This window comes from Amycolatopsis sp. (assembly GCF_035276945.1).
GTDB lineage: Bacteria > Actinomycetota > Actinomycetes > Mycobacteriales > Pseudonocardiaceae > Amycolatopsis_E.
Genome location: NZ_DATELF010000046.1, coordinates 104,078 through 128,165, shown reverse-complemented (window position 1 = coordinate 128,165; position 24,088 = coordinate 104,078). Strand labels below are relative to the sequence as shown.

The window sequence follows — 24,088 nt, the reverse complement described above, 5'->3', positions numbered from 1 at the left end:
TTCCCTTTCCGTGCGCGCGACCTCGACCGTGTCGGCAGGGCGCTCCTCACGAGCCCAAGCCGCGTCATCGGCACAAGCGCCCCGCCGCCCCGCCGAGCGGGTCTGGTGGCCTGCCCCCAGCGGGGGTGCGGGGGCTTGCCCCCATGGGACCGGCAAACCGCGCGCCTTGTGGTCGCCTTGACCGCCGCCCATCGACCCAGAGCTACGCACACCTACTCCGTGTCCTCCGCCGACTTCCTGCGCCGCCCGAACGCGGTGCCGGCGATCACGACCACGACCAGGGCGCCCGCGCCGATCGCGATCCACGCACCGGCCGACAGGCCGCCACCCGAGCCACCGCTCGCCTGGGAAACCGGCGTAGCGCCGTACATGCTCCAGTAGCCGCTCTGCTCCATGATCGTGCCGGTGCCCGCGGGCTGCTTGGGGAACTCGGCGAACCGGTCAGAGCGGTAGGCCTCCAGCGGGTTGTCGTAGTCCAGCACGACGCTGGGCACCTGGTCGTAGTACCGCGCCTGGGCCTGCTTCACCAGCTCCGCCCGCCTGGCCGGGTCCAGTTCGGTGCTTTCCTGCTGGTAGAGGCGGTCGAACTCGGGATCGCAGAACATCGACGCGCTGCTGCTACTTCCGCCGACCGCGGGCAGCGCGGCGCAGGTTTGCTTGGCCAGGACGTAGTCGGGGTCGGGGCTGGTTCCCCAGCCCGAGAAGGCCAGGTCGTAGGTGCCGTTGCTGGTGCGCTCGTCGAGCTCGTTGTCGGAGACCAGTTGCTTGGTCACCTTGATGCCGACCGCGCCGAGCCAGCTCACCACGTAGTCCGCGGCGCGCTGGGAGAAGTCCTCACTGGACTTGCCGAGCAGGCGGAGGTTCAGCGGCTTGCCGTTCTTGTCGGTGCGGACGCCGTCCGCGCCCCTCGGGTAGCCGGCCTGATCGAGCTGGGCGTTGGCGGCCGCGACGTCGTAGCCGTAGCGCTGGCTCGCGGTGGGTTCCCAGTGGTAGACGGGGAACGACGCCGGGACGATGCCGCCGCCGAGCTGGCCGTACCCGCCGAGCACCTTGTCGATCAGGGTCCGCGGGTCCAGCGCCCTGGCGATCGCCCGCCGGAGGTTGACGTCCTCGAGCGCGGCGTTGCCGTCCCCGATCGGCCGGCGGTCGGCGTTCCGCGCGCCGGGGTTGATGAGCAGTTCGCGGTAGCGGCGGCCGATGGCCTTGTTGGTGGTGATGCCGGACTGGCCCCGCAGGCTGTCGAACTGGGTCGCGGTGAGCCGGTTGACCACGTCGACCTCACCGTTGCGGAGCGCGTTCACCGCGGCGTCGGCGTTGGTGTAGCTGATGAACTGGAGTTCGTCGATCTTCGGCCTGCCACGCCAGTAGTCCGGGTTGGCCTTGAGCCGGATGAGCTGGTTGGGCCGGTACTCGCTGATGACGAACGGCCCGTCCCCCACGCCCGCCACGGCCGGCGAGTCGGTCGACGGGTCGTCGACCTTGGCGATCTTGCTCCAGATGTGCTCCGGCACGACCGGGATGTCGATCGCGGTCATGCTCGCCTGCGGCTTCCTGGTCTTGATGACCAAGGTCGCGTCGTCGGGCGCGGTGACCGTCTCGAAGTTTTCGACGTAGGTTCCGTTGGCCTCCTGGGCGGCCTTGTCCGTCATGATGCGGTTGTAGGTGTAGGCGACGTCCTTGGCGGTCACCGGCTGCCCGTCGGACCACCTGATGCCCTGGCGGATGGTGAAGGTCCAGGTCAGCTTGTCGTCGGAGGTCTTCCAGTCGGTGGCGAGCGCGCGGCTGGGGGTGTTGTCTTCGGCCGAGGGCGGCGTGAGGTACTCCCACGTCATCCTGCCGACCATGACGCTGGAGGCGAACGAGGCCAGGAACGGGTTGAGATGGTCGATCTCCTGGACCAGCGCGACCCTCAGCACCTTGCCGACGTCCTGTGCCTGGGCCACCGGCATGAACGGCCCGGTGACGAGTGCCGCCGCCACCGGGATGGCGGTGGCGGTGCGCCACCGCGTCAGGATCCTGAGCCCCACAGTTGTCCGCCTCTCTGGTTCGCGTAAGGCGGAAAGTAACCACATCTTCGCGTAACCGCGCAATATCCACCCAGCACAGTAAGTACCTGATCGTTGCCTTTTCGTGGCCGGGTATTACCTTACGTAATACTTCGATAACAACAAGTAGTCACGATCAACCATACGTGTTGTCAACTACGCGCGGTCCCTGGTAGCTTCCGCCGCAAACAAAACCGCTGTTCCGGAGGTTGGCCGGTTGAACGCCACGCCGTATAGGTCGTTATACATTGATGGCGTTTGCTTGTTCGAGTCGAAACCGCGGCGCTGGGGAAGCTGATTTTCCGACCATGTCGAACCGGTGTTCGTGTGATTTCGACAAATGCCGGTTCGCGGCAAAACCGAGGAACGGGTATGTACTCCCCGACCCGGGCAACATAGGGTGACCACCTGCAATCCTTTCACCCCGCCGCCGCTTGGCGGCCCCGCCAGGAAAAGCGCGCCCGAAGGAGAATCGAAATGAATATCGACACCGCACTCAAAGAAGCCATGTCCATTGGCGGAGCGCTGGGCGCCGCACTCGTCGACTACGACAGCGGAATGTCGCTGGGCTCGGTCGGCGGCAACGCCGAGCGGTTGAACCTCGAGGTCGCCGCGGCGGGCAACACCGAAGTCGTCCGGTCCAAGCTGCGAGTGATCTCGGCGCTCGGGCTCAACGACGGCATCGAGGACATCCTGATCACGCTGCACCGCCAGTACCACCTGATCCGCCTGCTGGAACCGGCGAAGGGCAACCCGACGCTGTTCCTCTACCTGGTCCTGGACCGGGAACGCGCGAACCTCGCCCTGGCGCGGCACTACCTCAAGCGCATCGAAACGAACCTGATGGTGTGAAGAGGATGCACGTTAGAGCCGCCGAGAACGCCACCGCCCTCCCCAAACGTGGAGACCCCTCGGCCAGCCGGCACGCTCGGCCGGCTCCGCCAGTGGTGGAGCCACCGTACGAGGCCCAGATCATGAACCGGACGCTCCGGAAGATCCGCGACCAGCTCGGTCCCGTCAACGGGCTTCTGGTCGCCACCCGGGACGGGCTCGTGCTCAGCAGCGACACCGAGGGCATCGAGGACGCGAACGTCGCGGCCATGGCCGCGACCGCGATCGGGCTGGCGATTCAGTTCACCGCCCACGCCGACGTCGGCGAAGCGCGCACCGCGCTGTTCGAGGGCTGCTCGGGCCACGTGGCCGTGTTCCCGGTCGAGACCGGTGTCCTCCTCGTCGTCCTGGGCGAAAAGGACACCAACATGGGCCTGTTCAACATCGCCGCCAAGCAAGCGCTTTCCCAGCTGCGGGAGGTGCTCGAGGACACGAAAACGGACGAGTGACGCCGTCGCGAGCAGGACGGGGCCAGGAGCACGCGGCCCGGCCGCGGCTCCGGGCCGTACCGCTGCTCTATCGACGTTTTAGGCCGCGCCGACAGCCTTTTTCGCAGGCACCCGCAGGCGAACAGGAGGCAGAAGCGTGTCCCAAGCCCGAGTTTCCGCGCCGGCCGATCCCCTCGCCGAGCCCGGCTCGATCTTCATGGCGCACTTACCGGCTCCGGGTGCACTGACCTGCACAGCAACCACGTCCGCGCGCCAGGAATACCCAATTCGGGCGACAGATTTTCCGGCCATGAAATGCGGATTCCACGGGTTCGTGGGGTCACCATTTTCCCGGCTGCCCGGCCCCTGTCGTAAGGTTGCGGGCCATGCGCATCCTCGTTTCGGCGGACATGGAGGGCGCCACCGGCGTGACCTGGACCGACGACGTGGTGCCGGGGACCGAGCAGTGGCAGCGGTTCCGCCGGCTGTTCACCGGCGACGTGAACGCGACCGTCGCCGGCCTGTACGCGGGCGGGGCCACCGACGTGCTGGTCAACGAGGCGCACTCGTCGCAGCGCAACCTGCTGCTCGAGGACCTCGACCCACGGGCGAGGATGCTCACCGGGCGGCACAAGCCGCTGTCGATGATGCAGGGCATCGACTCCGGCGTGGACGGGGTGGTGTTCGTCGGCTACCACGCGGGCGCCGGCGCCGATGGTGTCCTTGCCCACACCTACTTGGAGAACCAGATCACCGGGGTTTGGCTGGACGGCGTGCCGGCCAGCGAAGGCAGGCTCAACGCCGCGCTGGCCGCCGAGTACGGCGTGCCCGTGCTGATGGTCACAGGCGACGACAAGACCTGCGAAGATGCGACAGACTACGCACCGGGAGCCGAGCTGGTCGCGGTGAAGGAATGCGTCAGCCGGTACGCGGCCGTCTGCCTTCCGCCGCAACGTACCGCGGTCGCACTGACCGAGGCGGCGGAACGGGGCATGTCGCGCGCACGGCGCGGGCATCCACGTCGTGGCGGGCACCGGATCGAGGTCGAGTTCGACGCGAGCCACCTCGCCCAGGCGGCGGCCGTGGTGCCCACGGTCGAGCAGATCGGCGTACGCCGGGTCGGCTTCGACGCGCCGGACATGACCGAAGCGATGAAGGCGTTCAAGGTGGTCACCGCGATCGCCGCGGGCGCGGTACAGGGGAAGTATGGGTAGCGACGCAGTCGAGTTGTGCGCGGAGCTGATCCGGTTCGACACCACGAACCGGGGCCACGGCGACGCCGAGGGCGAGCGGGAGGCGGCGGAGTTCGTCGCCGGTGTCCTGGCCGAGGCCGGGATCGAGCCGAAGGTCCTCGAACCGGCGCCACGACGGGCCAACGTGCTCGCCCGCATACCCGGCCGCGACCCGTCCCTGCCTGCCCTGCTGGTGCAGGGTCACCTGGACGTCGTGCCCGCGGACGCCGCCGACTGGTCGGTGCCGCCGTTTTCCGGCGAGGTCCGCGACGGGTACCTGTGGGGCCGTGGCGCCGTGGACATGAAGGACTTCGTGGCGATGGTGCTGTCCGTCGTCACGGGCGATTTCCGCCCCCGCCGCGACATCGTGCTGGCCTTCGTGGCCGACGAGGAGGACCGCGGCGAGCACGGCGCGCACTGGCTGGTGGACGAGTATCCCGAAGAGTTCGACGGCTGCGCGGCGGCCATCAGCGAGTCGGGCGCCTACACGTATCACGTTCCCGCCGCCGACGGCCGCACAGTCCGGCTTTACCCGGTGGGAGCCGCGGAACGAGGCACTTCGCACCTGCGGCTCACCGCCCGGGGCCGTGCCGGGCACGGTTCGCGCCGCAACGACGAGAACGCGGTCGTCCGGCTGATCGGCGCGGTGCACCGGATCGCCGCCCACCGCTGGCCGGTGCGGCTGACGCCGGCCGTGGAGGCTTTCCTCGTGCGGACCGGTGAAGCGCTCGGCGTCGACGTCAACCTGTCCGACGTGGAGGGCGCGCTGGCCCGGCTCGGGCCTGCCGCGGCGCTGGCGGAGAACACGGTGCGCAACAGCACCACGCCGACCATGCTCGACGCGGGCTACAAGGTGAACGTGATCCCGAGCGCCGCGCAGGCCCAGCTCGACACGCGGGTGCTGCCCGGCACCGAGGACGAACTGCTCGCGCAGATCGACGCGCTGCTCGGCCCGGGGGTCGAACGTGAGTTCGTCGCCCGGCAGCCACCCGTGCAGGCCGAGGTCGACTCGCCCTGGTTCACCGCCATGGCCGACGCCCTGCGCGCGGAGGATCCGCAGGCCGTGGTGGTGCCGTACTGCATGGGCGGCGGCACCGACGCGAAGGCGTTCAGCAAGCTCGGGATCCAGTGTTACGGTTTCGCGCCGCTCTGGCTGCCCGAGGGCTTTCCGTATCGCGCGATGGCCCACGGCGTGGACGAGCGCGTTCCCGTCGAAGGTTTGCGATTCGGCACCCGCGTCCTGCGGAACTTCCTCGGGAACTGCTGAGGCCCCGCGCACGTCGGGCTTTCGCGACACGCGAGTCGGGCTTTCAGGTGCCGCGAGTCGGGCTTTCGTGTCGGGCGAGTCGGGCTTTCGCGACGGGCGAGTCCGGGTTCGGCGTTCGAGGGCTGCTCCGGCGCGGCGATCAGGCTACCGTGGTGCCGTGATCGCCAGCCGGTTCTTCACCTCCTTCGAGGAGGGTGATCCCCAGCCGGCCGCAGGCGCGGAGGTCGGCGGCGGCCCGGCACACTCACCCACCGCGAAGACCGGCGTCGGGTTCACCGGGGTCAGAGCGCTGCGGTACGCGGCGGCCAGGCCCCGCCGCACTCGGCTGTTCGAAGTGGACATTCCGGTCACCGAGCGGACCGAACTGTCCTATGTGGTCTTTCCCGAGCGGGACGAGGACTACGGAAGCACCCACGCCGCCATCGATGTCGAGTTCGACGACGGTGGCGGACTCCCCGCCTGGACAGGCGGCAGGACGCTCTATCCGGACCAATGGAACCTGGTGCGGCGCCCGCTGGGGGACGCGGCGGGCCGCCGGATCCGGGCGATCGTACTGGCCGTCGACCCACCTGGCCCCGCCGAGGTCACCGGCTGGTTCGACGACGTCCGCGTCGCCGAACGATTCACCGAACGCCGGGACGCCGTGGACTGGGTCCGTACCACCCGCGGCACCCACTCGAGCGCGGAGTTCTCGCGCGGCAACACCTTTCCCGCGACGGCCGTGCCCAACGGGTTCAATTTCTGGACCCCGGTGACCGACGCGTCCTCGACCTCCTGGCTCTACGAGTACCACCGGCGTAACGACGACCGGAACCGGCCGGCACTCGCGGCGTTCGCGCTGAGCCACCAGGCCAGCCCGTGGATGGGCGACCGGCACACCTTCCACCTGCTGCCGGGGGTCGGTAAGGCCGACCGTGCCGCGCTGGCCTTCGGGCACGAGAACGAGATCGATCGTCCGTACCACTACGGTGTCCGGTTCGACAACGGCATCGTCGCCGATCTGGCGCCGTCCGATCACGCGGCGATGTTCCGCTTCACCTTTCCGGACAGGCGCGGCTGGGTGCGCTTCGGGCCCGCAAGTGGCCTGCGCCTTCATCCGCGCCGCCGGTCGTTCACGGCGTATACCTCGGTGCGGAGCAGGCTGTCGAAAGGCGCCCGCCGGATGTTCGTCTGCGGCTCCTTCGACCGCTGCCCCTCCGGCGGTGGCCCGGGCCATGCCGAGTTCGGCGTGGAAACCGTCCACCTCGTCATGGGCACCTCCTTGATCAGCCTCCAGGAAGCCTGGCGGAACCTCAACCGCGAGATCCCCAGGGGCACCACGTTCGAGCAGGTCCGCCGGCGCGCCCGGGACCAGTGGCAGGAACTGCTCGGCCGGATCGAGCTGGACGGCGCGACCGACGACGAGCGCACCACGTTCTACTCGGGCCTGTACCGCCTGTTCCTTTATCCCAACTCCGGTCACGAGGACACGCCGTACGGTCGCCGGCACGCCAGTCCCGTGATCCGGCGCCGACGGCGGCCCAGCACCCGGCTGACGACCGGCGCGAAGGTCTTGCCCGGCCCGATGTCGGTGAACAACGGGTTCTGGGACACCTACCGCACGGCCTGGCCCTTGTACGCGCTGCTAACCCCGAAACGGTGCGGCGAACTGATCGAAGGTTTCGTGCAGCAGTACCGGGAGGGCGGCTGGATCGCCCGCTGGTCCTCCCCCGGCTACGCCGACCTCATGACCGGCACCAGCTCCGATGCCGCCTTCGCCGACGCCTACCTCAAGGGCGTCCGGAACTTCGACATCCACGCCGCCTACGACGCCGCCATCAAGAACGCCACGGTAGCGCCCCCGAACCGCGGTGTCGGCCGCAAGGGTTCGCACGAGTCGATCTTCCTCGGCTACACGCCCGTCAGCACCCCCGAGGGACTCTCGTGGGCATTGGAGGCGTGCCTGAACGACTTCGCCATCGCCAACCTCGCCGAGGTGCTGGAACGGCACGACGAAGCCCGTTACTTCCGCCAGCGCGCGCTGCAGTATGTGAACCACTTCGACGGGCGAACCGGGTTCTTCCAGGGCCGGCATCGCGACGGGCGCCGGCGCTGGGCCCCCGAGCGGTACGACCCGACCGTCTGGGGCTTCGACTACACCGAAACCAACGGCTGGAACATGGCCTTTTCGGTACCCCACGACGGGAATGGCCTGGCGAACCTGCTGGGCGGGCGGGCCGCTCTCGAGTCCAAACTGGACACTTTCTTCGCCACGCCGGAAACCGGCCGGAAGCCCGGCTCCTACGGCGGGATCATCCATGAGATGACCGAGGCACGGGACCTGCGGATGGGCCAGTACGCGCATTCCAACCAGCCCTCGCACCACATCCCGTTCATGTACCTGCACGCGGCCGCGCCGGCGACGGCGCAGGCCGTCGTCCGCGAGGTGCTCACCCGCTGCTACTCGGGCAGCGAGATCGGGCAGGGCTATCCCGGCGACGAGGACAACGGCGAAATGTCGGCCTGGTACGTCTTCGCCGCGCTCGGCCTCTACCCGCTCGCGGTCGGCAGCCCGGTCTATGTCCTCGGTGCGCCACTGTTCTCCAGGGCCACGATCGGACTGGAGAACGGAAACGAAGTGGTGATCAACGCCAACCGCAGAGCCCCCTACGTGCGGGGACTCCGGGTCAACGGGGAGCCGCATTCCCGGGCCTGGATCAGGCACGACGAGCTGGCGGAAGGCGCTGTCCTCGACTTCGACCTGTCCGGGAGCCCGTCGGACTGGGGAACACCGCCGCCCTCGCTGACCGAAGGCGAAGACCTGCCCCGGCCGCTGACCGACCTGACCGGACACGCCCGGTCGAACGACGGCACCGACGTCACCGGGCTGTTCGACGACACCAGCCGCACCCAGGTCGTGTTCCGCGCGGGCACTCCCACCATCGAGTACACAGTGGACGGCCCGCCGCGCCCGGTCGAGCTGTACACCCTCACCTCCGGAACCCGCGGCACACCCACGGCGTGGACTCTTGAAGGCTCAGCCGACGCCCGCACCTGGACCGTCCTCGACGAGCGGGACACACAGAACTTCCGCTGGCCCCGCCAGACCCGGCCGTTCGCGCTCCACGAACCGGCCGCCTACCCGCATTACCGGCTTCGCATCACGCGGGCCAGTGGCCTGAGGCTGTCCCTCGCGCAGTGGGAACTGCTGGCTCGATGAATCTCGACGCGGTGCACGTGGCGCGGGAGCGGCTGGTGGCCGCGGACCCCGGGCTCCTCCGGTTGCGGCTCGGCGCGTGGGCGGTGCTGGGGATCGCGCTGGCGAGCGTGGTGCTGGTCGCGCTGCGCCGGCCGTTGCCGACGATCATGGTGACCGGGATCGCGGCGACGACCGGCTCACCGGCAACATCGACATCCTCGCCGGCGTGATCCGGTCGGGCTCGACCCGCCACGAGCTGGACCCGGTGACCGAGGGCCCGATCACCCGCGAGTCCGACGACTCCGAGACCCGGTCGGTGCTCACCAGCCTCGACCGGCTCGACGATGGGATTCTCGCGCTGGGCAGGGCCTTCGAGGTGAAGACCGCCGAAGCGGGTCCGGCCCGGAAACCCCCGGCGGCACCCGGCGCACCGAGTGATCGGACGCACCCGGTCAGCACCTCCCGGGAGGGATAGAGTCACGAACACAAGCGAAAAGATTCGTCCGCAGGAGTACGTGATGACCCAAGCCCCCGTCAACGTCACCGTCACCGGCGCCGCCGGCCAGATCGGCTACGCGCTGCTGTTCCGCATCGCGTCCGGTCAGCTGCTCGGCCCGGACACCCCGGTGAAGCTGCGGCTGCTGGAGATCCCGCAGGCGGTCAAGGCGGCCGAGGGCACCGCGATGGAGCTGGAGGACGGGGCGTTCCCGCTGCTCGCGGGCACCGACATCTTCGACGACCCGAAGCAGGCGTTCGAGGGCGCGAACGTCGCGCTGCTGGTCGGCGCGCGGCCGCGGACCAAGGGCATGGAGCGTGGTGACCTGCTCGAGGCCAACGGCGGCATCTTCAAGCCGCAGGGCGAGGCGATCAACGCCGGCGCCGCCGACGACATCAAGGTCCTCGTCGTGGGCAACCCCGCCAACACCAACGCCCTGATCGCCCAGGCGAGCGCGCCGGACGTGCCCGCCGAGCGCTTCACCGCGATGACCCGCCTCGACCACAACCGCGCCATCGCCCAGCTGTCGAAGAAGCTCGGCGTGCCGGTGGCCGAGATCAGGAAGATGACCATCTGGGGCAACCACTCGGCCACCCAGTACCCGGACCTCTTCCACGCCGAGGTGGGCGGCCGCAGCGCCGCCGAGGCCGTCGGCGACGAGAAGTGGCTGGCCGAGGAGTTCATTCCCACCGTGGCCAAGCGCGGTGCCGCGATCATCGAGGCACGGGGCGCGTCCTCGGCCGCGTCGGCCGCGTCCGCCGCGATCGACCACGTCTACACCTGGGTCAACGGCACCGCGGAGGGCGACTGGACCTCGATGGCGGTGCCCTCCGACGGCTCCTACGGTGTGCCCGACGGCCTGATCTCGTCGTTCCCGGTCACCACCAGGGACGGCCGCTACGAGATCGTGCAGGGGCTGGAGCTCAACGAGTTCTCCCGGACCCGGATCGACGCCTCGGTCACCGAACTGGCCGACGAGCGCGCCGCGGTCCAGAAGCTCGGCCTGATCTGATCATCGAGTCCCGCACTCAGGCCGTGCGAGTTCTCCCTTCGCGCCGCCCGGGCTCCGCTCGGACCGCCGGGAAGGGAGAACTCGCGGGCGGGGGTCAGGCGCCGGTGAGGCCGCGACGGTCGAGCAGCGGCTGGATTTCGGGGTCGCGGCCGCGGAAGCCGCGGAAGGCGGCCAGCGAGTCGAGGCTGCCACCCCGGCCGAGCAGGGTGCGGCGGAAGTGGTCGCCGTTTTCCCTGGTGAGACCGCCGTTTTCCTTGAACCATTCGACGGTGTCCGCGTCGAGCACCTCGCTCCAGATGTAGGAGTAGTAGCCCGCGGAGTAGCCGCCGCTGAACACGTGCGCGAAGTAGGTGCTGCGGTAGCGCGGCGGCACGGTCGCCAGCGCCACCCCGGCCTTCTCCAGCACGGCGGCCTCGAACCGATCGACGTGCTCGACCTGGTCGTCGGTGGTGAGCCCGTGCCACGCCTGGTCCAGCAAGGCCGCCGCGAGGTACTCGGTGGTGGCGAAGCCCTGCCCGTACTGGGCGGACTCTTCCAGCCGGTCGACCAGCCGTTGCGGCAGCGGCTCACCGGTCCGGTGGTGCCGGGCGTAGTTCGCCAGCACCTCCGGCCACAGCATCCACATCTCGTTGACCTGGGATGGGTATTCGACGAAGTCCCTGGGCACGCTGGTGCCGGAGAACGTCGGGTACCGCACGTCCGAGAGCAGGGCGTGCAGCGCGTGCCCGAACTCGTGGAAGGCCGTGGTCACCTCGTCGAAGGTGAGCAGGGTCGCCTCTCCCCGCGGTGGCTTGGCGAGGTTGAGGTTGTTGACCACCACCGGCCGTTCACCCAGCAGCCCCGACTGATCCACGAACGTGTTCATCCAGGCACCGCCGCGCTTGGAGTCCCGCGTGTAGTAGTCGCCCAGGAACAGCCCGAGCGGGCTGCCGTCGGCGTCGAAGACCTCCCACACCCGCACGTCGGGGTGGTACCTCGGCAGGTCGTGCCGCTCGGTGAAGCTCAGCCCGTACAGCCTGGTCGCCGCGTAGAACACGCCGTCGGTGAGAACCCGGTCGAGCTCGAAGTACGGCCGCAGGGTCGCCTCGTCGATGTCGAACCTGGCCTTGCGCACCCGCTCTGCGTAGAACGCCCAGTCCCAGGGCTCGAGTGTGGCACCGGGAAGACCCTGTTCGAGGTAGCGCTGGAGTTCCTCGGCTTCGCGCCGTGCGTTGGCGACCGCGGCCGGCGCGAGCCGTTCCAGTAGCCCGATGGCGGCTTCGGAGGTGCGCGCCGTCTGGTCCGAGATCACATACGCGGCATGGTGCGGATGGCCCAGCAGCGCCGCCCGCTCGGCCCGCAACGCCGCGATCCTGGTCAGGATCCCGGTGTTGTCGTTCTCGTTGCCCCGGCTGCCACGGGAGACGGACGCGGCGAACAGCCGCTCGCGCAGTGCCCGGTTCTCCAGTGACGCCAGCAGGGGCTGCGATGTCGGCAGGCTGAGGTTCAGCAGGTACCTGCCCTGCTCGCCACGCGCGTTCGCGGCTTCGGCCGCGGCCGCGACGGTGTCGGCGGACAGCCCGGCCAGCTCCGTCACGTCGTCCACGAGCACCGCGAGATCATTGGTGTCCCGCAACAGGTTCTCCTGGAAGCGGGTGCTGAGCTTCGACAGCTCCTCGTTCAGCACCCGCAGCCGTCGCTGGTCGGCCTCCGGCAACCCGGCACCGGCGCGCTGGAAGTCGGTGTGGACGCGTTCGAGCAGCCAGGCGGACTCGTCGTCCAGGCCCAGCGACTCGCGCCGCTGGTAAAGCTCCCGCACCCGCCCGAACAGCTTCGGGTTGAGGTGGATCGCGTCGTGGTGCGCGGACAGCCGCGGCGCGATGTCGGCCTGCAGTTCCTGCAGCGCGGGGTTGGTGTCCGACGAGGTCAGGTTGAAGAACACCATCGACACCCGGTGCAACAGCCGTCCGGACCGCTCCATCGCCACGATGGTGTTGTCGAAACACGCCGGTTCGGGGTTGTCGGCGATCGCCTCGATCTCGACGGTTTGCGCGGCGAGCCCGGCGGCGAAGGCCGGCGCGAAGTGCTCGTCGGCGATGCGGTCGAACGGCGGCAACCCAGAGGGCAGATCACTGACCGTGGCGAACGGATTATCCGGCGTCATCGAAGATTGCCCCTTGCTGTCGAACTCTGTCCTGTCGTGCCGCCGACCTCGGCGTCGGAGGATGCTTTCTTCCTACCTCGCTTCGGCTTCGGGGGCACTATTCCGGCGAAGTCCGGCCCATGATCGTTCATCCGCAGCACGAACGGGCGGGTTTCGGTGTAACGGACCACGGAGATCGACGCCGGGTCGACGACGATCCGCTGGAAGGAGTCCAGGTGCTGGCCGAGCGCGTCGGCCAGCAGCGCCTTGAGCACGTCCCCGTGGCTGCACAGCAGCCACACGGCTTCTTCGCCGTGCGCGGCGGTGATCCGCGCGTCGTGTTCGCGGACGGCGGCGACCGCGCGTGCCTGCATGCCCGCGAGGCCCTCGCCGCCCGGGAACACCGCCGCGGACGGATGCGCCTGAACGACCCGCCACAACGGCTCCTTGACCAGGGTCTTCAGCTCCCGCCCCGTCCACTCGCCATAGTCCACTTCGGACAGCCGGGGGTCGATGGCACGGACGAGCCCGCGGTCGGCGACCAGCGGCGCCACGGTCTGCTTGCAGCGCAGCAGCGGCGAAACGACCGCCTCGGCCAGCGGCACGTCCTTGAGCCGCTGGCACAGCGCGCCTGCCTGCTCGCGGCCGGTGTCGTCGAGGCCGACGTTGGGGGTGCGGCCGGCCAGCACGCCCGAGCCGTTGGCGGTCGAGCGGCCGTGCCGGAGAAGAATCACGGTAGCCACGCCGGCCACCCTACGACTCCCCTAGAACTGCGGACCCGCGGCAGGGTCGAGCGCCCCGGTGGCCATCAGCACGAACAGCAGCACGCCCAGTGCGATCCGGTACACCACGAAGGGCAGGTAGCTGCGGGTCTTGATGAAGTTCATCAGCCAGGCGATCACCGCGTAACCGACCCCGAACGAGACGAGCGTGGCCAGGATGGTCGGGCCCCACCGTGGGCCGGTGCCCTCGCCGATCTTGGTCAGCTCGTAGAGCCCGGAGCCGAACACCGCGGGCACGGCGAGCAGGAACGCGTACTCCGTGGCTTCGGCCCGCCGGTAGCCGAGCAACAGGCCGGCGCTGACCGTGCCGCCCGAGCGGGAAACGCCCGGGATCAGCGCGAGGGCCTGGGCGAACCCGTAGCCGAGCCCGTGCGGCACGGTCAGGTGGTCCAGGTCGCGGGTCTGGGCGCCCACCCGGTCGGCGATCGCCAGGACGACGCCGAACACGATCAGCACGGTCGCGGTGATCCGCAGGTCGCGGAAGGTGTGGTGGATGTCGTCCTGGAAGAGCAGCCCGAACACCACGATCGGGATGGACCCGATGATCACCAGCCAGCCCAGGCGGGCGTCGGGATCGTGCCGGTACTTCCTGGAGTACAGCGAGCGGAACCAGGCCCGGATGATCCGGCCGATCTTCTCGCCGAAGTACAGAATGACCGCGAGTTCGGTGCCGATCTGGATCACCGCGGTGAACGCCGCGCCGGGATCGTCCCAGCCGGCCAGTGCGGCCGTGATGCGCAGGTGGGCGCTGGAGGAGATGGGGAGAAACTCGGTCAGGCCCTGCACGAGGCCCAGCACGAGCGCTTCGAACCAGCCCATGATCACCGTGCCCAGGACAGGGTCGGGTTTGAGGTCGTTGTTCCGTTTTGCACGGGGCGCAGGGTATCCATGGGTCACCCGGACGGGTTCCGGGGGTTGCAACCCCGGAAAGCCCCGCAGACCCGCGAAGACCCCCGGAAGACCCGCGAAGACACTGCCCCGCACCCTCGGCGCAACCGGGGAGCGGCGCGGTTACTCTCTGTCCATGCAGAAGCGACACCTGGGCCGGTCGGGACTCCGGGTCTCCCGGATGGCTCTCGGCACGATGTCCTGGGGCGAGGCCACGGACGCCGAGGAGGCGGCCGGCCAGCTCGTCGCGTTCGTGGACGCCGGGGGCACTCTGGTGGACACGGCCGACGTCTACGCCGAGGGTGAGTGCGAACGGATCCTGGGTTCGCTGCTGGCCGACGTGGTGCCGCGCGAGGACGTCGTGATCGCCACCAAGGCCGTGGCCCGGCGCACCGAGGGGCCGTTCGGTGGTGGCGCCTCCCGGGGTGCGCTGCTGACCGCGCTCGACGGCTCGCTGCGGCGCCTGGGCGTGGACCATATCGACCTGTGGCAGCTGCACGCCTGGGACGAAAACGTGCCGCTGAGCGAGACCCTGTCGGCGCTCGACTACGCGGTGACCTCGGGCAAGGTCCGCTACACCGGGGTGTCGAACTACGCGGGATGGCAGCTGGCGACGGCCGCCGCGAGTTCCTCGCTGGTCTCCACCCAGGTCGAGTATTCGCTGGTCGAGCGCGGGGTCGAGCGGGAGGTCGTGCCGGCGACCGCCTATCACGGGATCGGGCTGCTGCCCTGGGCGCCGCTCGGCCGCGGGGTGCTCACCGGCAAGTACCGCACCGGGACGCCGGCCGATTCGCGCGGGGCGTCCCCGGCCTACGCGGGCTACGTCGAGCAGCACCGGACCGAGCGCGCCGCCAGGATCGTCGAGGCCGTGGCGACCGCCGCGGACGGGCTGGGCACCTCTCCCCTGGCGGTCGCGCTGGCCTGGGTACGCGACCGGCCCGAGGTGGTGGCTCCCGTGGTCGGCGCCCGGGACACCGCCCAGCTCACCGGCTCGCTGGCGGCCGAGGAGATCACGCTGCCCACCGCGATCAGGGCCGCGCTGGACGACGTCAGCGCACCGGCCTTCGGTTACCCGGAGCGGTGGCCGAAATGACAAGCAGGTGACAGATACGTGACGTGGCGGGCATTGTGGAGGATGCTGAGAGTGCAGTTCGGGGCAGGATCGGGAGGTCGGGTGCGAAGGTCCCGAGGTTGGCGGCGCGCCGCTGGGGCCGCTGTCCCGCTCGCCTGCGTTCTGCTGGCCACCGGCTGCTCTTCGAGCAAGAGCGGCGGAGACGACCTCCAGGTCGTGGCGAACCCCGTGGCGGCGACTGCTCCCCTGTCCCCGGCGCCCGCCGTGCCGGCCGCGGGCACGGTGCTGTCGTTGTCCGCGGCGAACGTCGGCACAGGTGTCACAAGCATGGCCACGGACCAGGCGAACCGCGTGCTCGCTGTCGCCGGCGGCGACAAGGTGCTGCTGTACCGGCTGGACGACGTGAACGCGGCACCCGTCCAGATCGCCGTGGGCGGGCCCGTGGAGCAGTTGAGCGCCGGCAACGGTGCGGTGCTGGCCGGCATTCCCGCGCGGGGCGAGATCGCGCGGATCGCGCTTCCCGGTGGCGCGGTCACCACGGTCGCGGTACCGGGCCAGCCCGCGGAGGCGGTCGCCGAAGGCACCCGGACGCTCGTCGCCGTGCGGGACCGGAAGGCGATCGACGTGCTCGACGGCGGCAAGGTGGCCAAGTCGGTCACCGGCGGGCTGTACAGCGCGGACGAGATCGTCCGGACTCCGGACGGCACGGTGGTCCTCGACAGGTTGCGGACCGCGGTGTTCTCGGTCGATCTCGACGGCGGCACGATCGGTGAGGGGCTGCGCGCGGGTGAGGGCGCGACCAACGCGGCGTCCGACTCCTACGGCCGGGTGCTGGTCACCGACACCCGGGGCGGCGCGCTGCTCGCGTTTTCCACGAGCCCGCTGCTGCTGCGCCAGCTCTACCCGGTGCCGGGCGGGATCTACGCGATCGCCTACGACGCCAAGCGCGACCTGGCCTGGGTGACGCTCACCGAACGCAACGAGGTTGTCGGGTTCGACGTCCGCGGTGGCGAGCCGGTCGAGAAGTACCGGTTCCCCAGTGTGCGCCAGCCGAACTCGATCAGTGTCGACGAGCGGACCTCGCGGGTGTTCGTCGGCTCGGGAACAGGAGAAGGGATCCAGGTGATCCAGCCATGAACAACCAGGAGGCGGTGGTCGACGAAGACTGGGAGTACCGCCGGCTGCAGTTGCCGCCCGGCGTCTCCCGGCGCGCGGCCGCCACCCAGTTGTCGATCCACGCCGAGTTCGCCGGGTGGGAGCTGTCGATGGTGCGGCTCTACTCCGACGGCACCCGCCGGATCTGGCTCCGCCGCAGACGCCAGCCGGCCACCGCCGCCAACTACCTCGCTTCCTGACTCACGACGTCCGCAGGAAGCGGTCCAGGACGCGGACGCCGAACTTCAGCGCGTCGACGGGAACCCGCTCGTCCACGCCGTGGAACAGTGCCGAGAAATCCAGATCGGCGGGCAGTTTCAGCGGCGCGAAGCCGAAGTTGCGGATACCCAGCGACTGGAACGACTTGGCGTCGGTCCCGCCGGAAAGCATGTAGGGCAGGGTCCTGGCGCCCGGATCCTCCGCGAGGACCGCGGCGGTCATCGCGTCCACCAGCGCCCCGTCGAAGGTCGTCTCGACCGGCGGAAGCTCCATCCACTCCTTCTCGATGTCGGGCCCGAGGATTTCGTCGACCTCGCGGTCGAAGGCGTCCAGCCGGCCCGGCAGGATCCGGCAGTCCACGGCGGCCTCGGCCACCGACGGGATCACGTTGGACTTGTAGCCCGCGGTGAGCATGGTCGGGTTGGCCGTGTCCCGCAGGGTCGCCCCGACCATCCGCGAGATGTTGCCCAGCTTGGCCACGGCCCCTTCGAGGTCGTCCTCCGGAAAGTCCCAGCCGGTGAGCTCGGTGACCCCGGCGAGGAACTCGCGTACGGAGTCGGTGAGCACCAACGGGAAACGGTGGTTGCCGAGCCGCGCGACCGCCTCGGCCAGCTTGGTGACGGCGTTGTCGCGGTGGATCATCGACCCGTGCCCTGCCGTGCCGCGCACGCGCAGCTTCATCCAGCGGATGCCCTTCTCCGCCGTCTCGATCAGATAGGCCCGGACGTCGTCCTTCAAGGTGATGGAGAACCCGCCGACCTCGCTGATCGCCTCGGTCGCGCCCTCGAACTCCTCGGGGCGGTGCTCGACCAGCCACTGCGCCCCGAACTTGCCGCCGGCCTCTTCGTCGGCCAGGAACGCGAAGATCAGGTCGCGGGGCGGGACGATCCCGTGCCGCTTGTAGTGCCGCGCGAGGGCCAGGGTCATGCCGACCATGTCCTTCATGTCCACCGCGCCGCGGCCCCAGACGTAGCCGTCCTGGACCGCGCCGGAGAACGGGTGCACCGACCATTCGGACGGATCGGCGGGCACCACGTCGAGGTGGCCGTGCACGAGCAGCGCGCCCCGGCCCGGGTCGGCGCCGGGCAGCCGCGCGATCACGTTGTGCCGGTCACGGCCGCCGGACTCGATGTAGCTGATCTCGTACCCGACTTCGGCGAGCTTCTCGGCCACGTATTCGGCGGCCTTGCGCTCCCCGACCAGAGTGTCCGGATCGCCCGTGTTCGTGGTGTCGATCCGGATCAGCTCGCTGGTCAGGGTGATGGCTTCCTCGGCTGCGGTCTCGATCTGGCTCACGCGGCATTCCTATCATCCCCGCCCGCGGTAGCCACCCATCAGCCGGGAAACTCCAGGTCAAGGCGGTCTGGCTCGGCGAGCGACACCTCGGAGGCCCGGAGGCCCTGGCACGTCAGGGCTTGCCGCCGATGTGGGTCCGCAACTCGCGGACCCGGCCGCTCAGGCCGTCGGGCCTCAGCGGCGGGGTCCGGGTTCCCGCTCCGCCCCGCAGGCCGCTGAGAAACTCCTCGATGGCGTCCGTCGCGCTGTGCCGCGGGGTCCAGCCGAGTTCGGTGCGCGCCCTCGTGGTGTCCATCAGGGGCAGCCGCAGCACGGTTTCGAACAGCCCCGGCGACGCGGGCACCAGGTGGGCCCGCCAGGCGGCGGCCAGCGAGGCCCGTACCGCCCATGGCGGCAGGGAAAGCTTGCGCGCGCCGAACATCTCGGCGAGCACCGACGCGTCGACGACCGGTTCGGCGGCGACGTTGAACGCGCCGCGGAAATCGCCCAGCGCGGCCAGCCGGTAGGCCTCTCCGACGTCCGCGGAATGCACGGCCTGGATCTGAAGGCCGGGCACGTCAGGAACCACGGGCAGCAGGGACGGGCGAACCAGCGCCCCCGGCAGCAGCGGACCGGCGAACAGGCGACGCTGCTGGGAGGCCGCCTCCCGCTTGAACACGAACCCCGGCCGCAGCCGTACCACGCGGACCCCGGAGTTGTCGCGCTCGAACGAGTCGAGACACCGCTCCAGGTAAGCCTTTTCCCGGGGATAGGCGGCGGTGGGCCAGCCGTGCGTCGGCCAGTTCTCGTCGACCCGCGAGTCCTTCGGTCCCGGCGAATAGGCGCCCACGGAGGACGCGTAGATCAGGGCGGGCACACGTTCCGTCGCCACCGCCTCGAACACCCTGATGCTGCCCAGCACGTTGTTCCGCCAGGTCACGGTGGGGTGGTGGGTGGGCTGGAAGAGCCAGGCGAGATGGATCACCACGTCGGCTCCCCGGAACAGCGGGGCGAGGTCGTCCTCGCCGACGTCCGCGACCGTCCAGCGGAGTTTCGGCTGTGTCCACTCCGGTTCCCGTCGCGCCACCCCGACGATCTCGTCGACCTCCCCGGCGGGGCTGAGCGCTTCGATGACACTGGTTCCGACGTTGCCGCTGGCGCCGGTCACTACGGCTCGCATACGGGACGGCATACCCGTGCCGGGGGCGTTCAACCACGGGTTTTGGTCCCGGCTGGATCAAGGACACCTGCCGTATGAGCCAACCGCCACAGAAACAGGAACCCCCGGGCAGCACCGCCGAGATGCGCCCGAAACCCCGGGACGAGATGGACGACTACGTCGGCCGGGACCTGTTGCGGGACCGCCGCGCGCTGATCACCGGGGGCGACTCGGGAATCGGCCGGGCCGTCGCGGTGGCCTTCGCCAAGGAGGGCGCCGACATCGCGATCGCCTACCTGTCCGAGCACGCCGACGCCGAGCACACCACGGAACTGGTGCGCAAACAGGGGCGGCAGTGCGTGCTGTTGCCCGGCGATCTCGCCCGCGCCGACCACTGCCGCGACGTCGTGGACAACGCGGTCCGCTTCCTGGGTGGTCTGGACCTGCTGGTCAACAACGTGGCCACCCAAACGGAACTCGAGTCGCCGGACGAGCTGACCGAGGAGCAGTGGCTGCACACCTTCGACGTCAACATCCACAGCTGTTTCCGGGTGACGCGGCGGGCGCTGCCGCACCTCGGCGAAGGTTCGGTGATCGTCAACACCTCGTCGGTGAACGGGTTGCGGGGCAACAAGAAGCTCATCGACTACTCCACCACCAAGGGCGCGATCAACGCCTGGGCCTATGCGATGGCGCAGGCACTGGCACCGCGGGGGATCCGGATCAACTGCGTCGCGCCCGGTCCGGTGTGGACACCGCTGATCCCGGCCACGATGTCCGAAAAGCACGTCGAATCCTTCGGCGAGCACGCACCGGCAGGGCGGCCCGCCCATCCCGACGAGCTGGCGCCGTCCTACGTGTTCCTCGCCGCGAACCGGCTTTCCTCGTACTACAACGGCGAGGTGATCGCCGCGCTCGGCGGCGAAACCCATCCGGGATAGGAGTTTTCCATGGAGGGCTTCGCGCATCCGGCGGCCGGCGGGGTTTGGCGCTGATCCGGAACGGGAAGCCGCACGGCGAAGAAAAAGGAGGTGCTAGCGGATGCCTGGACGTGAGGTCCTGCCCAGCACGCTGGAGCGTTCGCCGAAGAAGGCGCAGGAGACCTGGATCAAGGCGCACGACTCGGCCGTGGAAACCTACGGCGAGGGCCGGCGCGCCCACCAGACCGCGTTCGCGGCGCTCAAGCACTCGTTCGAGAAGGTCGGCGACCACTGGGAGCCGAAGGAGCGCCGCGGCCCGTCCGACCAGCAGGCCGCGCGGGGCGCCAACCGGAAGCCCACCAGGACCGCGGGCGGCGTGGACACGTCGGCCAGCAAGCAACACCTGTACGACGTGGCCCAGAAGCTGGACATCAGGGGCCGCTCGCAGATGAGCAAGTCCGAACTGGTCAAGGCGATCGAGCGGGCGAACCAGCGCCAGACCGCGAAGGCCCGCCAGAAGTAGCGCGAGTCGCCCCTCACCGCGAGTCTCCCGCTGGTGACGGGTCGCCCTCCCTGAGCTCCCCGCTCGGGGAGGACGCGACGGCGATTACGGGAGCAGCGGCTTTCCCCGGTGTTCGATGTGCTCGTGCGCGGGCCGGGGCACCCGCCACTCGAGCCGCCCGCCGACGCTGCGTTCCAGCCGGGCCAGCACCTGGCGGGCCGCACCGAAGGCGGCCTCCTGTTCGGCCGGGGTAGTCCCGCCTTCCGCGAGTTCGAGCAGTTTGATGCCCTGCGCGATCAGGGCCCGTTCCTCGGCGGTGAACCGGGAGGCGCGCAGCTTCTCCGCCGCCTCCCGGGCCGCGTCCCAGGCGAGGGCGGCCGAGTCGGTGGCGGCGACGAACTTCCTGGCCATGTCCTCCGGGGGAAACAGATCGGTGTGCAGCGCCATCGCCTCGTGGAAGGCGTCGATGAACCGCGCGGTCGACGGCACCTCGGGATCGGCCAGCGCGGGCAACCGCAGCACCTGCAACGCGTCCGACTCGTACTCCCCATACGCGGCCGCGACCCGCCCGTACCGCTCACGGGCCTTCTCCCAGCGTGCCCGCAGCAATTCGTGCGCGGCCAGCCGGGAGCGGGCATCGGGCGGCACCCGCCCCGCGTGACGCGAGGCCGGATGCGGATGAGCGTGCCAGCGGCGCCGGACCGCGGTGCGCGAGTACATGGACACGATGAGCCAGATCAGGGCGATGATCGGCCACAGCAGCGGCTGAAGTTCCACATAGGCCGGCATGAGACGGCTCCCTTACCCGCGACGGCTTTCTTCCATCATGCGCCCGCGTTCGTGTGTCTGGCGTTTCTCCACCGGTCTCGGGTGAGTCACGCACACCCACGGCGCCCCGGGCGAGGTGCCCGGGGCGCCGTGAGGCCGAGTCGGATCAGGCTCGGATCACACGTTGCCGGCCGCCGCGCTGATGTCGCCCAGCACGGAGTTCGGATCCCGCTCCAGTGCGGCGTCGCCCGGAAACAGCACGCCGACCGGGCGGCCGTTCTCGACCACGGCGATCCGGCGAATGGCGTTCTCGCGCATCCGGGCGATGGTCGCCTCGGCGGGTTCGGTCAGTTCCGCCGTCACGACCCTTTCACCGCACACGTCGCTCTGGTGGACGTCGGGCAGATCGTCCCGCTCGGCACCACCCCGCACCACCCCGCACCACGATGTCCCAGTCGGTGACGATGTTTCGCAGCCGGTCGCCCTCGGCCACCAGCGCGTTGCCGATGTCCTGCTCCCGCGTTCGTTGGGCGGCCTGGCGGACCGAAGCGTCCGGCGGCCACGTCACCGGGTTCGGCGTCATCAGGTCTCGCACCAGCTGGGCCGCTGTTCGTTACCTCCTTGACTTCGGCACGGTTCGTTCCTGACGTTCCCGTTCCGGGGCGGCCGAAACGGCGCCGGGTATCCTGGCCTCTTGCCGGCCGAGGTTGTCAGGGACGTTTCAACGACCGTGCCCGAGCGCGGCTGCCGGGGAGAGAGCGTGGACGAGACCGAAGGCCAGCTGGCGTTGCGTGAGCGCTGGCTGAAGGCCTGCCACCAGGTCACCGCCGCACTGCTGTCCGGCGAGGACTTCGCCGGGACGCTGCACCTGGTGGCCGAGCAGGCAAGGGCCGTCTCGGGCGCGTCGGTCGGCGCCGTCGCCCGTCCCGCGCCGGACGACGAGTCCACGCTGGTCTTCGACGTGATCGCTTCCCCGGACCCGGAGCACAAACGGCTGGCCATGCTCACGGTCCCCACCGAGGGGACAGCGGCCGGGCAGGCGTTCACTTCGGGAGAACCCGTGGTGGTGCGGCAGTACGGGGTGTACGTCGCCGCGCAGCAGGGCGGGGCCGTGCCGGCGAACGTGAAGGATCTCGACTCCGCGGTGGCCGTGCCACTGGTGGTCGGTTCCGAGACGCTCGGGGTGTTGCTGGTGGCCAAGTTCGGCGACAAGGTCCCGTTCACCGACATCGACGTCGAGCTGGTGCGGGATTTCGCCGCGCACGCCGCGGTCACCGTGCAGTTCGCCCGCGCCGAGGACGACCGGCGGCGGCTCGCGGTGCTGGAGGACCGCGACCGGATCGGCCGGGACCTGCACGACCTGGTCATCCAGCGGCTGTTCGCGATCGGCCTCGGCCTGCGGGAGCTGAACCGGCCGGAGCTGGGCCGGTTCATGCAGGACATCGACGAGACGATCCGGGAACTCCGCAACAGCATCTTCTCGCTGCAGGAGCCGGCCGAGGGCGGCATCCGGTCCCTGCTGCTCGAACTGGCGCGGGAGAGCGCCGCGGCGCTCGGCTTCGAGCCGCGCGTCGGGTTCGACGGGCCACTCGAAGCCGCGGTCACCGGCCCGCTGCGGATCGACGTCCTCGCCGCCGCGCGGGAGTCGCTGGCGAACGTGGCCCGGCACGCCGCGGCCACCTCGGTCACCGTCGAGGCGACCGTGGACCGCGACGGCCGCCGGTTCTCCCTCACCGTGCTCGACGACGGCATCGGCCTTCCGCGGGACCCGGCCCGCCGGAGCGGGCTGGCCAACCTGACCAGCCGCGCCGCCCGGTGGGGCGGAACCTGCTCCGTCGACCCGGTCCCGGGCGGCGGAACCCGCCTCACCTGGACCGCCGGCCTCCGCTGACGCGACCCCCGGAAACCCGGCGTCGCGAAACCTTGCTTTCCGCAGGATGGTGACGTCTGGTAACCAACCAGTTGAGCCGTAGCGCTGACAAGGCTCGACCGGTAAGACAGGACGCATGCACATCAGCGCGGTGGAGCTGGTCGAGGGCATCAGCCGGGAACTGGCCGCGACGGCCGACGAGATCCGGTCACACCGGTTTCTCGACCTGCTCGGCCGGCGTGCGATCCCCGACGACCGGTTACGTGCGCTGGCCGCCGAGGAGCACACGATCGTGCACAGTGACCGCCGCAGCTTCGCGCAACTCGCCGCCCGGTTCCCCGACGGCCCGTCCGGCGAATTCTTTCTCGCCCTGGCCGAAGGGGAAGGGATCGCCCTGCGCAAACTGCGCGGGCTGGCGGAATGGCTCGATCTGACCGGCGACGACCTGCACACGTACGAGCCGCTCCCGGGTGCGCAGGCGTATCCGGCGTTTGTCGCGTGGCTGGCGCTCAACGGCTCCCGGCTGGACGTGGTGCTCGCGCTGCTGGCCAATTTCGCGGCGTGGGGCGACAACTGCGGTAAGGCCGCGGCCGCGTTGCGCGAAGCGTACGGCGCGAGTGACGTAGCGGTGGCGTTCTTCGACTTCTTCACCCAGGCGCCGCCGGATTTCGAAAACACCGCGCTCGCCGTCATCGAGGAAGCCATCGCCGACGGTGACTCCCCCACGCTGGCCCGCCGCGCGACCCGGCTGCTGCAGGCCTACGAGCTGTCCTTCTGGGACACGCTCACCGAAGGCCTGTAACGGAA

The 24,088-nt window shown here is 69.9% G+C and carries 24 protein-coding genes; 15 read left to right on the top strand and 9 right to left on the bottom strand.

The window, feature by feature from the left end; genetic code table 11:
- Positions 1-212: 212 nt before the first annotated feature.
- Positions 213-1,949, bottom strand: a complete 1,737-nt coding sequence (locus VJT49_RS07450; RefSeq protein WP_324164017.1) for a peptide ABC transporter substrate-binding protein — start codon at positions 1,947-1,949, stop codon at positions 213-215.
- A gap of 573 nt (positions 1,950-2,522) precedes the next feature.
- Between VJT49_RS07450 and VJT49_RS07445 the strand changes: the two genes are divergently transcribed.
- From VJT49_RS07445 to VJT49_RS07410, 8 genes are all read left to right on the top strand, one after another.
- Positions 2,523-2,897, top strand: a complete 375-nt coding sequence (locus VJT49_RS07445) for a hypothetical protein (protein ID WP_324163969.1) — start codon at positions 2,523-2,525, stop codon at positions 2,895-2,897.
- 122 nt (positions 2,898-3,019) lie between these two features.
- Complete coding sequence (locus VJT49_RS07440) at positions 3,020-3,385, top strand: roadblock/LC7 domain-containing protein (RefSeq protein ID WP_324163968.1); 366 nt, start codon at positions 3,020-3,022, stop codon at positions 3,383-3,385.
- 365 nt (positions 3,386-3,750) lie between these two features.
- Positions 3,751-4,578: a M55 family metallopeptidase gene (locus VJT49_RS07435; protein WP_324163967.1), complete on the top strand. Its 828-nt coding sequence runs from the start codon at positions 3,751-3,753 to the stop codon at positions 4,576-4,578.
- A complete protein-coding gene (locus tag VJT49_RS07430; protein WP_324163966.1) occupies positions 4,571-5,863 on the top strand; it encodes a M20/M25/M40 family metallo-hydrolase in 1,293 nt (430 codons plus the stop codon). The genes VJT49_RS07435 and VJT49_RS07430 overlap by 8 nt, the downstream gene beginning before the upstream one ends.
- A gap of 157 nt (positions 5,864-6,020) precedes the next feature.
- A complete protein-coding gene (locus VJT49_RS07425; protein WP_324163965.1) occupies positions 6,021-9,062 on the top strand; it encodes a GH92 family glycosyl hydrolase in 3,042 nt (1,013 codons plus the stop codon).
- Entirely contained in the window at positions 9,059-9,271 is a 213-nt protein-coding gene (locus VJT49_RS07420) for a hypothetical protein (RefSeq protein WP_324163964.1), read from the top strand. The genes VJT49_RS07425 and VJT49_RS07420 overlap by 4 nt, the downstream gene beginning before the upstream one ends.
- Complete coding sequence (locus VJT49_RS07415) at positions 9,268-9,516, top strand: hypothetical protein (protein ID WP_324163963.1); 249 nt, start codon at positions 9,268-9,270, stop codon at positions 9,514-9,516. The genes VJT49_RS07420 and VJT49_RS07415 overlap by 4 nt, the downstream gene beginning before the upstream one ends.
- Before the next feature lie 43 nt (positions 9,517-9,559).
- Positions 9,560-10,549 (top strand): malate dehydrogenase, encoded by a 990-nt coding sequence (locus tag VJT49_RS07410; protein ID WP_324163962.1) that lies wholly within the window; start codon positions 9,560-9,562, stop codon positions 10,547-10,549.
- Positions 10,550-10,643: 94 nt separating this feature from the next.
- On the opposite strand, the gene VJT49_RS07405 is transcribed toward VJT49_RS07410, so the two are convergent.
- From VJT49_RS07405 to VJT49_RS07395, 3 genes are read right to left on the bottom strand one after another with little or no spacing between them, the layout of a single operon-like run.
- Positions 10,644-12,692, bottom strand: coding sequence for a M3 family metallopeptidase (locus tag VJT49_RS07405; protein ID WP_324163961.1), 2,049 nt, complete (start codon positions 12,690-12,692; stop codon positions 10,644-10,646).
- The gene (locus VJT49_RS07400; protein ID WP_324163960.1) at positions 12,689-13,414 is read right to left on the bottom strand and encodes a histidine phosphatase family protein; all 726 of its coding nucleotides are present in this window, start codon (positions 13,412-13,414) and stop codon (positions 12,689-12,691) included. The genes VJT49_RS07405 and VJT49_RS07400 overlap by 4 nt, the downstream gene beginning before the upstream one ends.
- Positions 13,415-13,435: 21 nt before the next feature.
- Entirely contained in the window at positions 13,436-14,272 is an 837-nt protein-coding gene (locus VJT49_RS07395) for an undecaprenyl-diphosphate phosphatase (RefSeq protein ID WP_324163959.1), read from the bottom strand.
- 205 nt (positions 14,273-14,477) lie between these two features.
- Here VJT49_RS07395 and VJT49_RS07390 point away from each other — a divergent pair, with 205 nt between their 5' ends.
- From VJT49_RS07390 to VJT49_RS07380, 3 genes are all read left to right on the top strand, one after another.
- Positions 14,478-15,434 (top strand): aldo/keto reductase, encoded by a 957-nt coding sequence (locus VJT49_RS07390; RefSeq protein WP_324163958.1) that lies wholly within the window; start codon positions 14,478-14,480, stop codon positions 15,432-15,434.
- Between the two features lie 81 nt (positions 15,435-15,515).
- Positions 15,516-16,550: a hypothetical protein gene (locus VJT49_RS07385; protein WP_324163957.1), complete on the top strand. Its 1,035-nt coding sequence runs from the start codon at positions 15,516-15,518 to the stop codon at positions 16,548-16,550.
- Positions 16,547-16,768 carry a DUF5703 family protein gene (locus VJT49_RS07380; protein ID WP_324163956.1) on the top strand — a complete coding sequence of 74 codons (222 nt, stop codon included), beginning with the start codon at positions 16,547-16,549 and terminating at the stop codon, positions 16,766-16,768. The genes VJT49_RS07385 and VJT49_RS07380 overlap by 4 nt, the downstream gene beginning before the upstream one ends.
- 1 nt (position 16,769) lies before the next feature.
- Here the strand turns inward: VJT49_RS07380 and VJT49_RS07375 are convergent, their stop codons facing one another.
- The gene (locus tag VJT49_RS07375) at positions 16,770-18,083 is read right to left on the bottom strand and encodes a M20/M25/M40 family metallo-hydrolase (protein ID WP_324163955.1); all 1,314 of its coding nucleotides are present in this window, start codon (positions 18,081-18,083) and stop codon (positions 16,770-16,772) included.
- A gap of 112 nt (positions 18,084-18,195) precedes the next feature.
- Positions 18,196-19,242 carry an NAD-dependent epimerase/dehydratase family protein gene (locus VJT49_RS07370; protein WP_324163954.1) on the bottom strand — a complete coding sequence of 349 codons (1,047 nt, stop codon included), beginning with the start codon at positions 19,240-19,242 and terminating at the stop codon, positions 18,196-18,198.
- Between the two features lie 74 nt (positions 19,243-19,316).
- Here VJT49_RS07370 and VJT49_RS07365 point away from each other — a divergent pair, with 74 nt between their 5' ends.
- Positions 19,317-20,162 (top strand): SDR family oxidoreductase, encoded by an 846-nt coding sequence (locus VJT49_RS07365; RefSeq protein ID WP_324163953.1) that lies wholly within the window; start codon positions 19,317-19,319, stop codon positions 20,160-20,162.
- A 100-nt stretch (positions 20,163-20,262) separates the two neighbouring features.
- Positions 20,263-20,664 (top strand): ChaB family protein, encoded by a 402-nt coding sequence (locus VJT49_RS07360; protein ID WP_324163952.1) that lies wholly within the window; start codon positions 20,263-20,265, stop codon positions 20,662-20,664.
- 84 nt (positions 20,665-20,748) lie between these two features.
- On the opposite strand, the gene VJT49_RS07355 is transcribed toward VJT49_RS07360, so the two are convergent.
- The 3 genes from VJT49_RS07355 to VJT49_RS07345 all read right to left on the bottom strand — a co-directional run bounded on the left by VJT49_RS07355 (position 20,749) and on the right by VJT49_RS07345 (position 21,994).
- A complete protein-coding gene (locus VJT49_RS07355) occupies positions 20,749-21,432 on the bottom strand; it encodes a hypothetical protein (RefSeq protein WP_324163951.1) in 684 nt (227 codons plus the stop codon).
- A gap of 156 nt (positions 21,433-21,588) precedes the next feature.
- Positions 21,589-21,774 carry a CBS domain-containing protein gene (locus VJT49_RS07350; protein ID WP_324163950.1) on the bottom strand — a complete coding sequence of 62 codons (186 nt, stop codon included), beginning with the start codon at positions 21,772-21,774 and terminating at the stop codon, positions 21,589-21,591.
- A 7-nt stretch (positions 21,775-21,781) separates the two neighbouring features.
- Positions 21,782-21,994, bottom strand: coding sequence for a CBS domain-containing protein (locus VJT49_RS07345; protein WP_324163949.1), 213 nt, complete (start codon positions 21,992-21,994; stop codon positions 21,782-21,784).
- 177 nt (positions 21,995-22,171) lie between these two features.
- On the opposite strand from VJT49_RS07345, the gene VJT49_RS07340 reads away from it, so the two are divergent.
- Both VJT49_RS07340 and VJT49_RS07335 read left to right on the top strand, forming a co-directional pair.
- A complete protein-coding gene (locus tag VJT49_RS07340) occupies positions 22,172-23,302 on the top strand; it encodes a GAF domain-containing sensor histidine kinase (protein ID WP_324163948.1) in 1,131 nt (376 codons plus the stop codon).
- Positions 23,303-23,417: 115 nt separating this feature from the next.
- Positions 23,418-24,083: a transcriptional regulator gene (locus tag VJT49_RS07335; RefSeq protein ID WP_324163947.1), complete on the top strand. Its 666-nt coding sequence runs from the start codon at positions 23,418-23,420 to the stop codon at positions 24,081-24,083.
- Positions 24,084-24,088 lie beyond the last annotated feature (5 nt).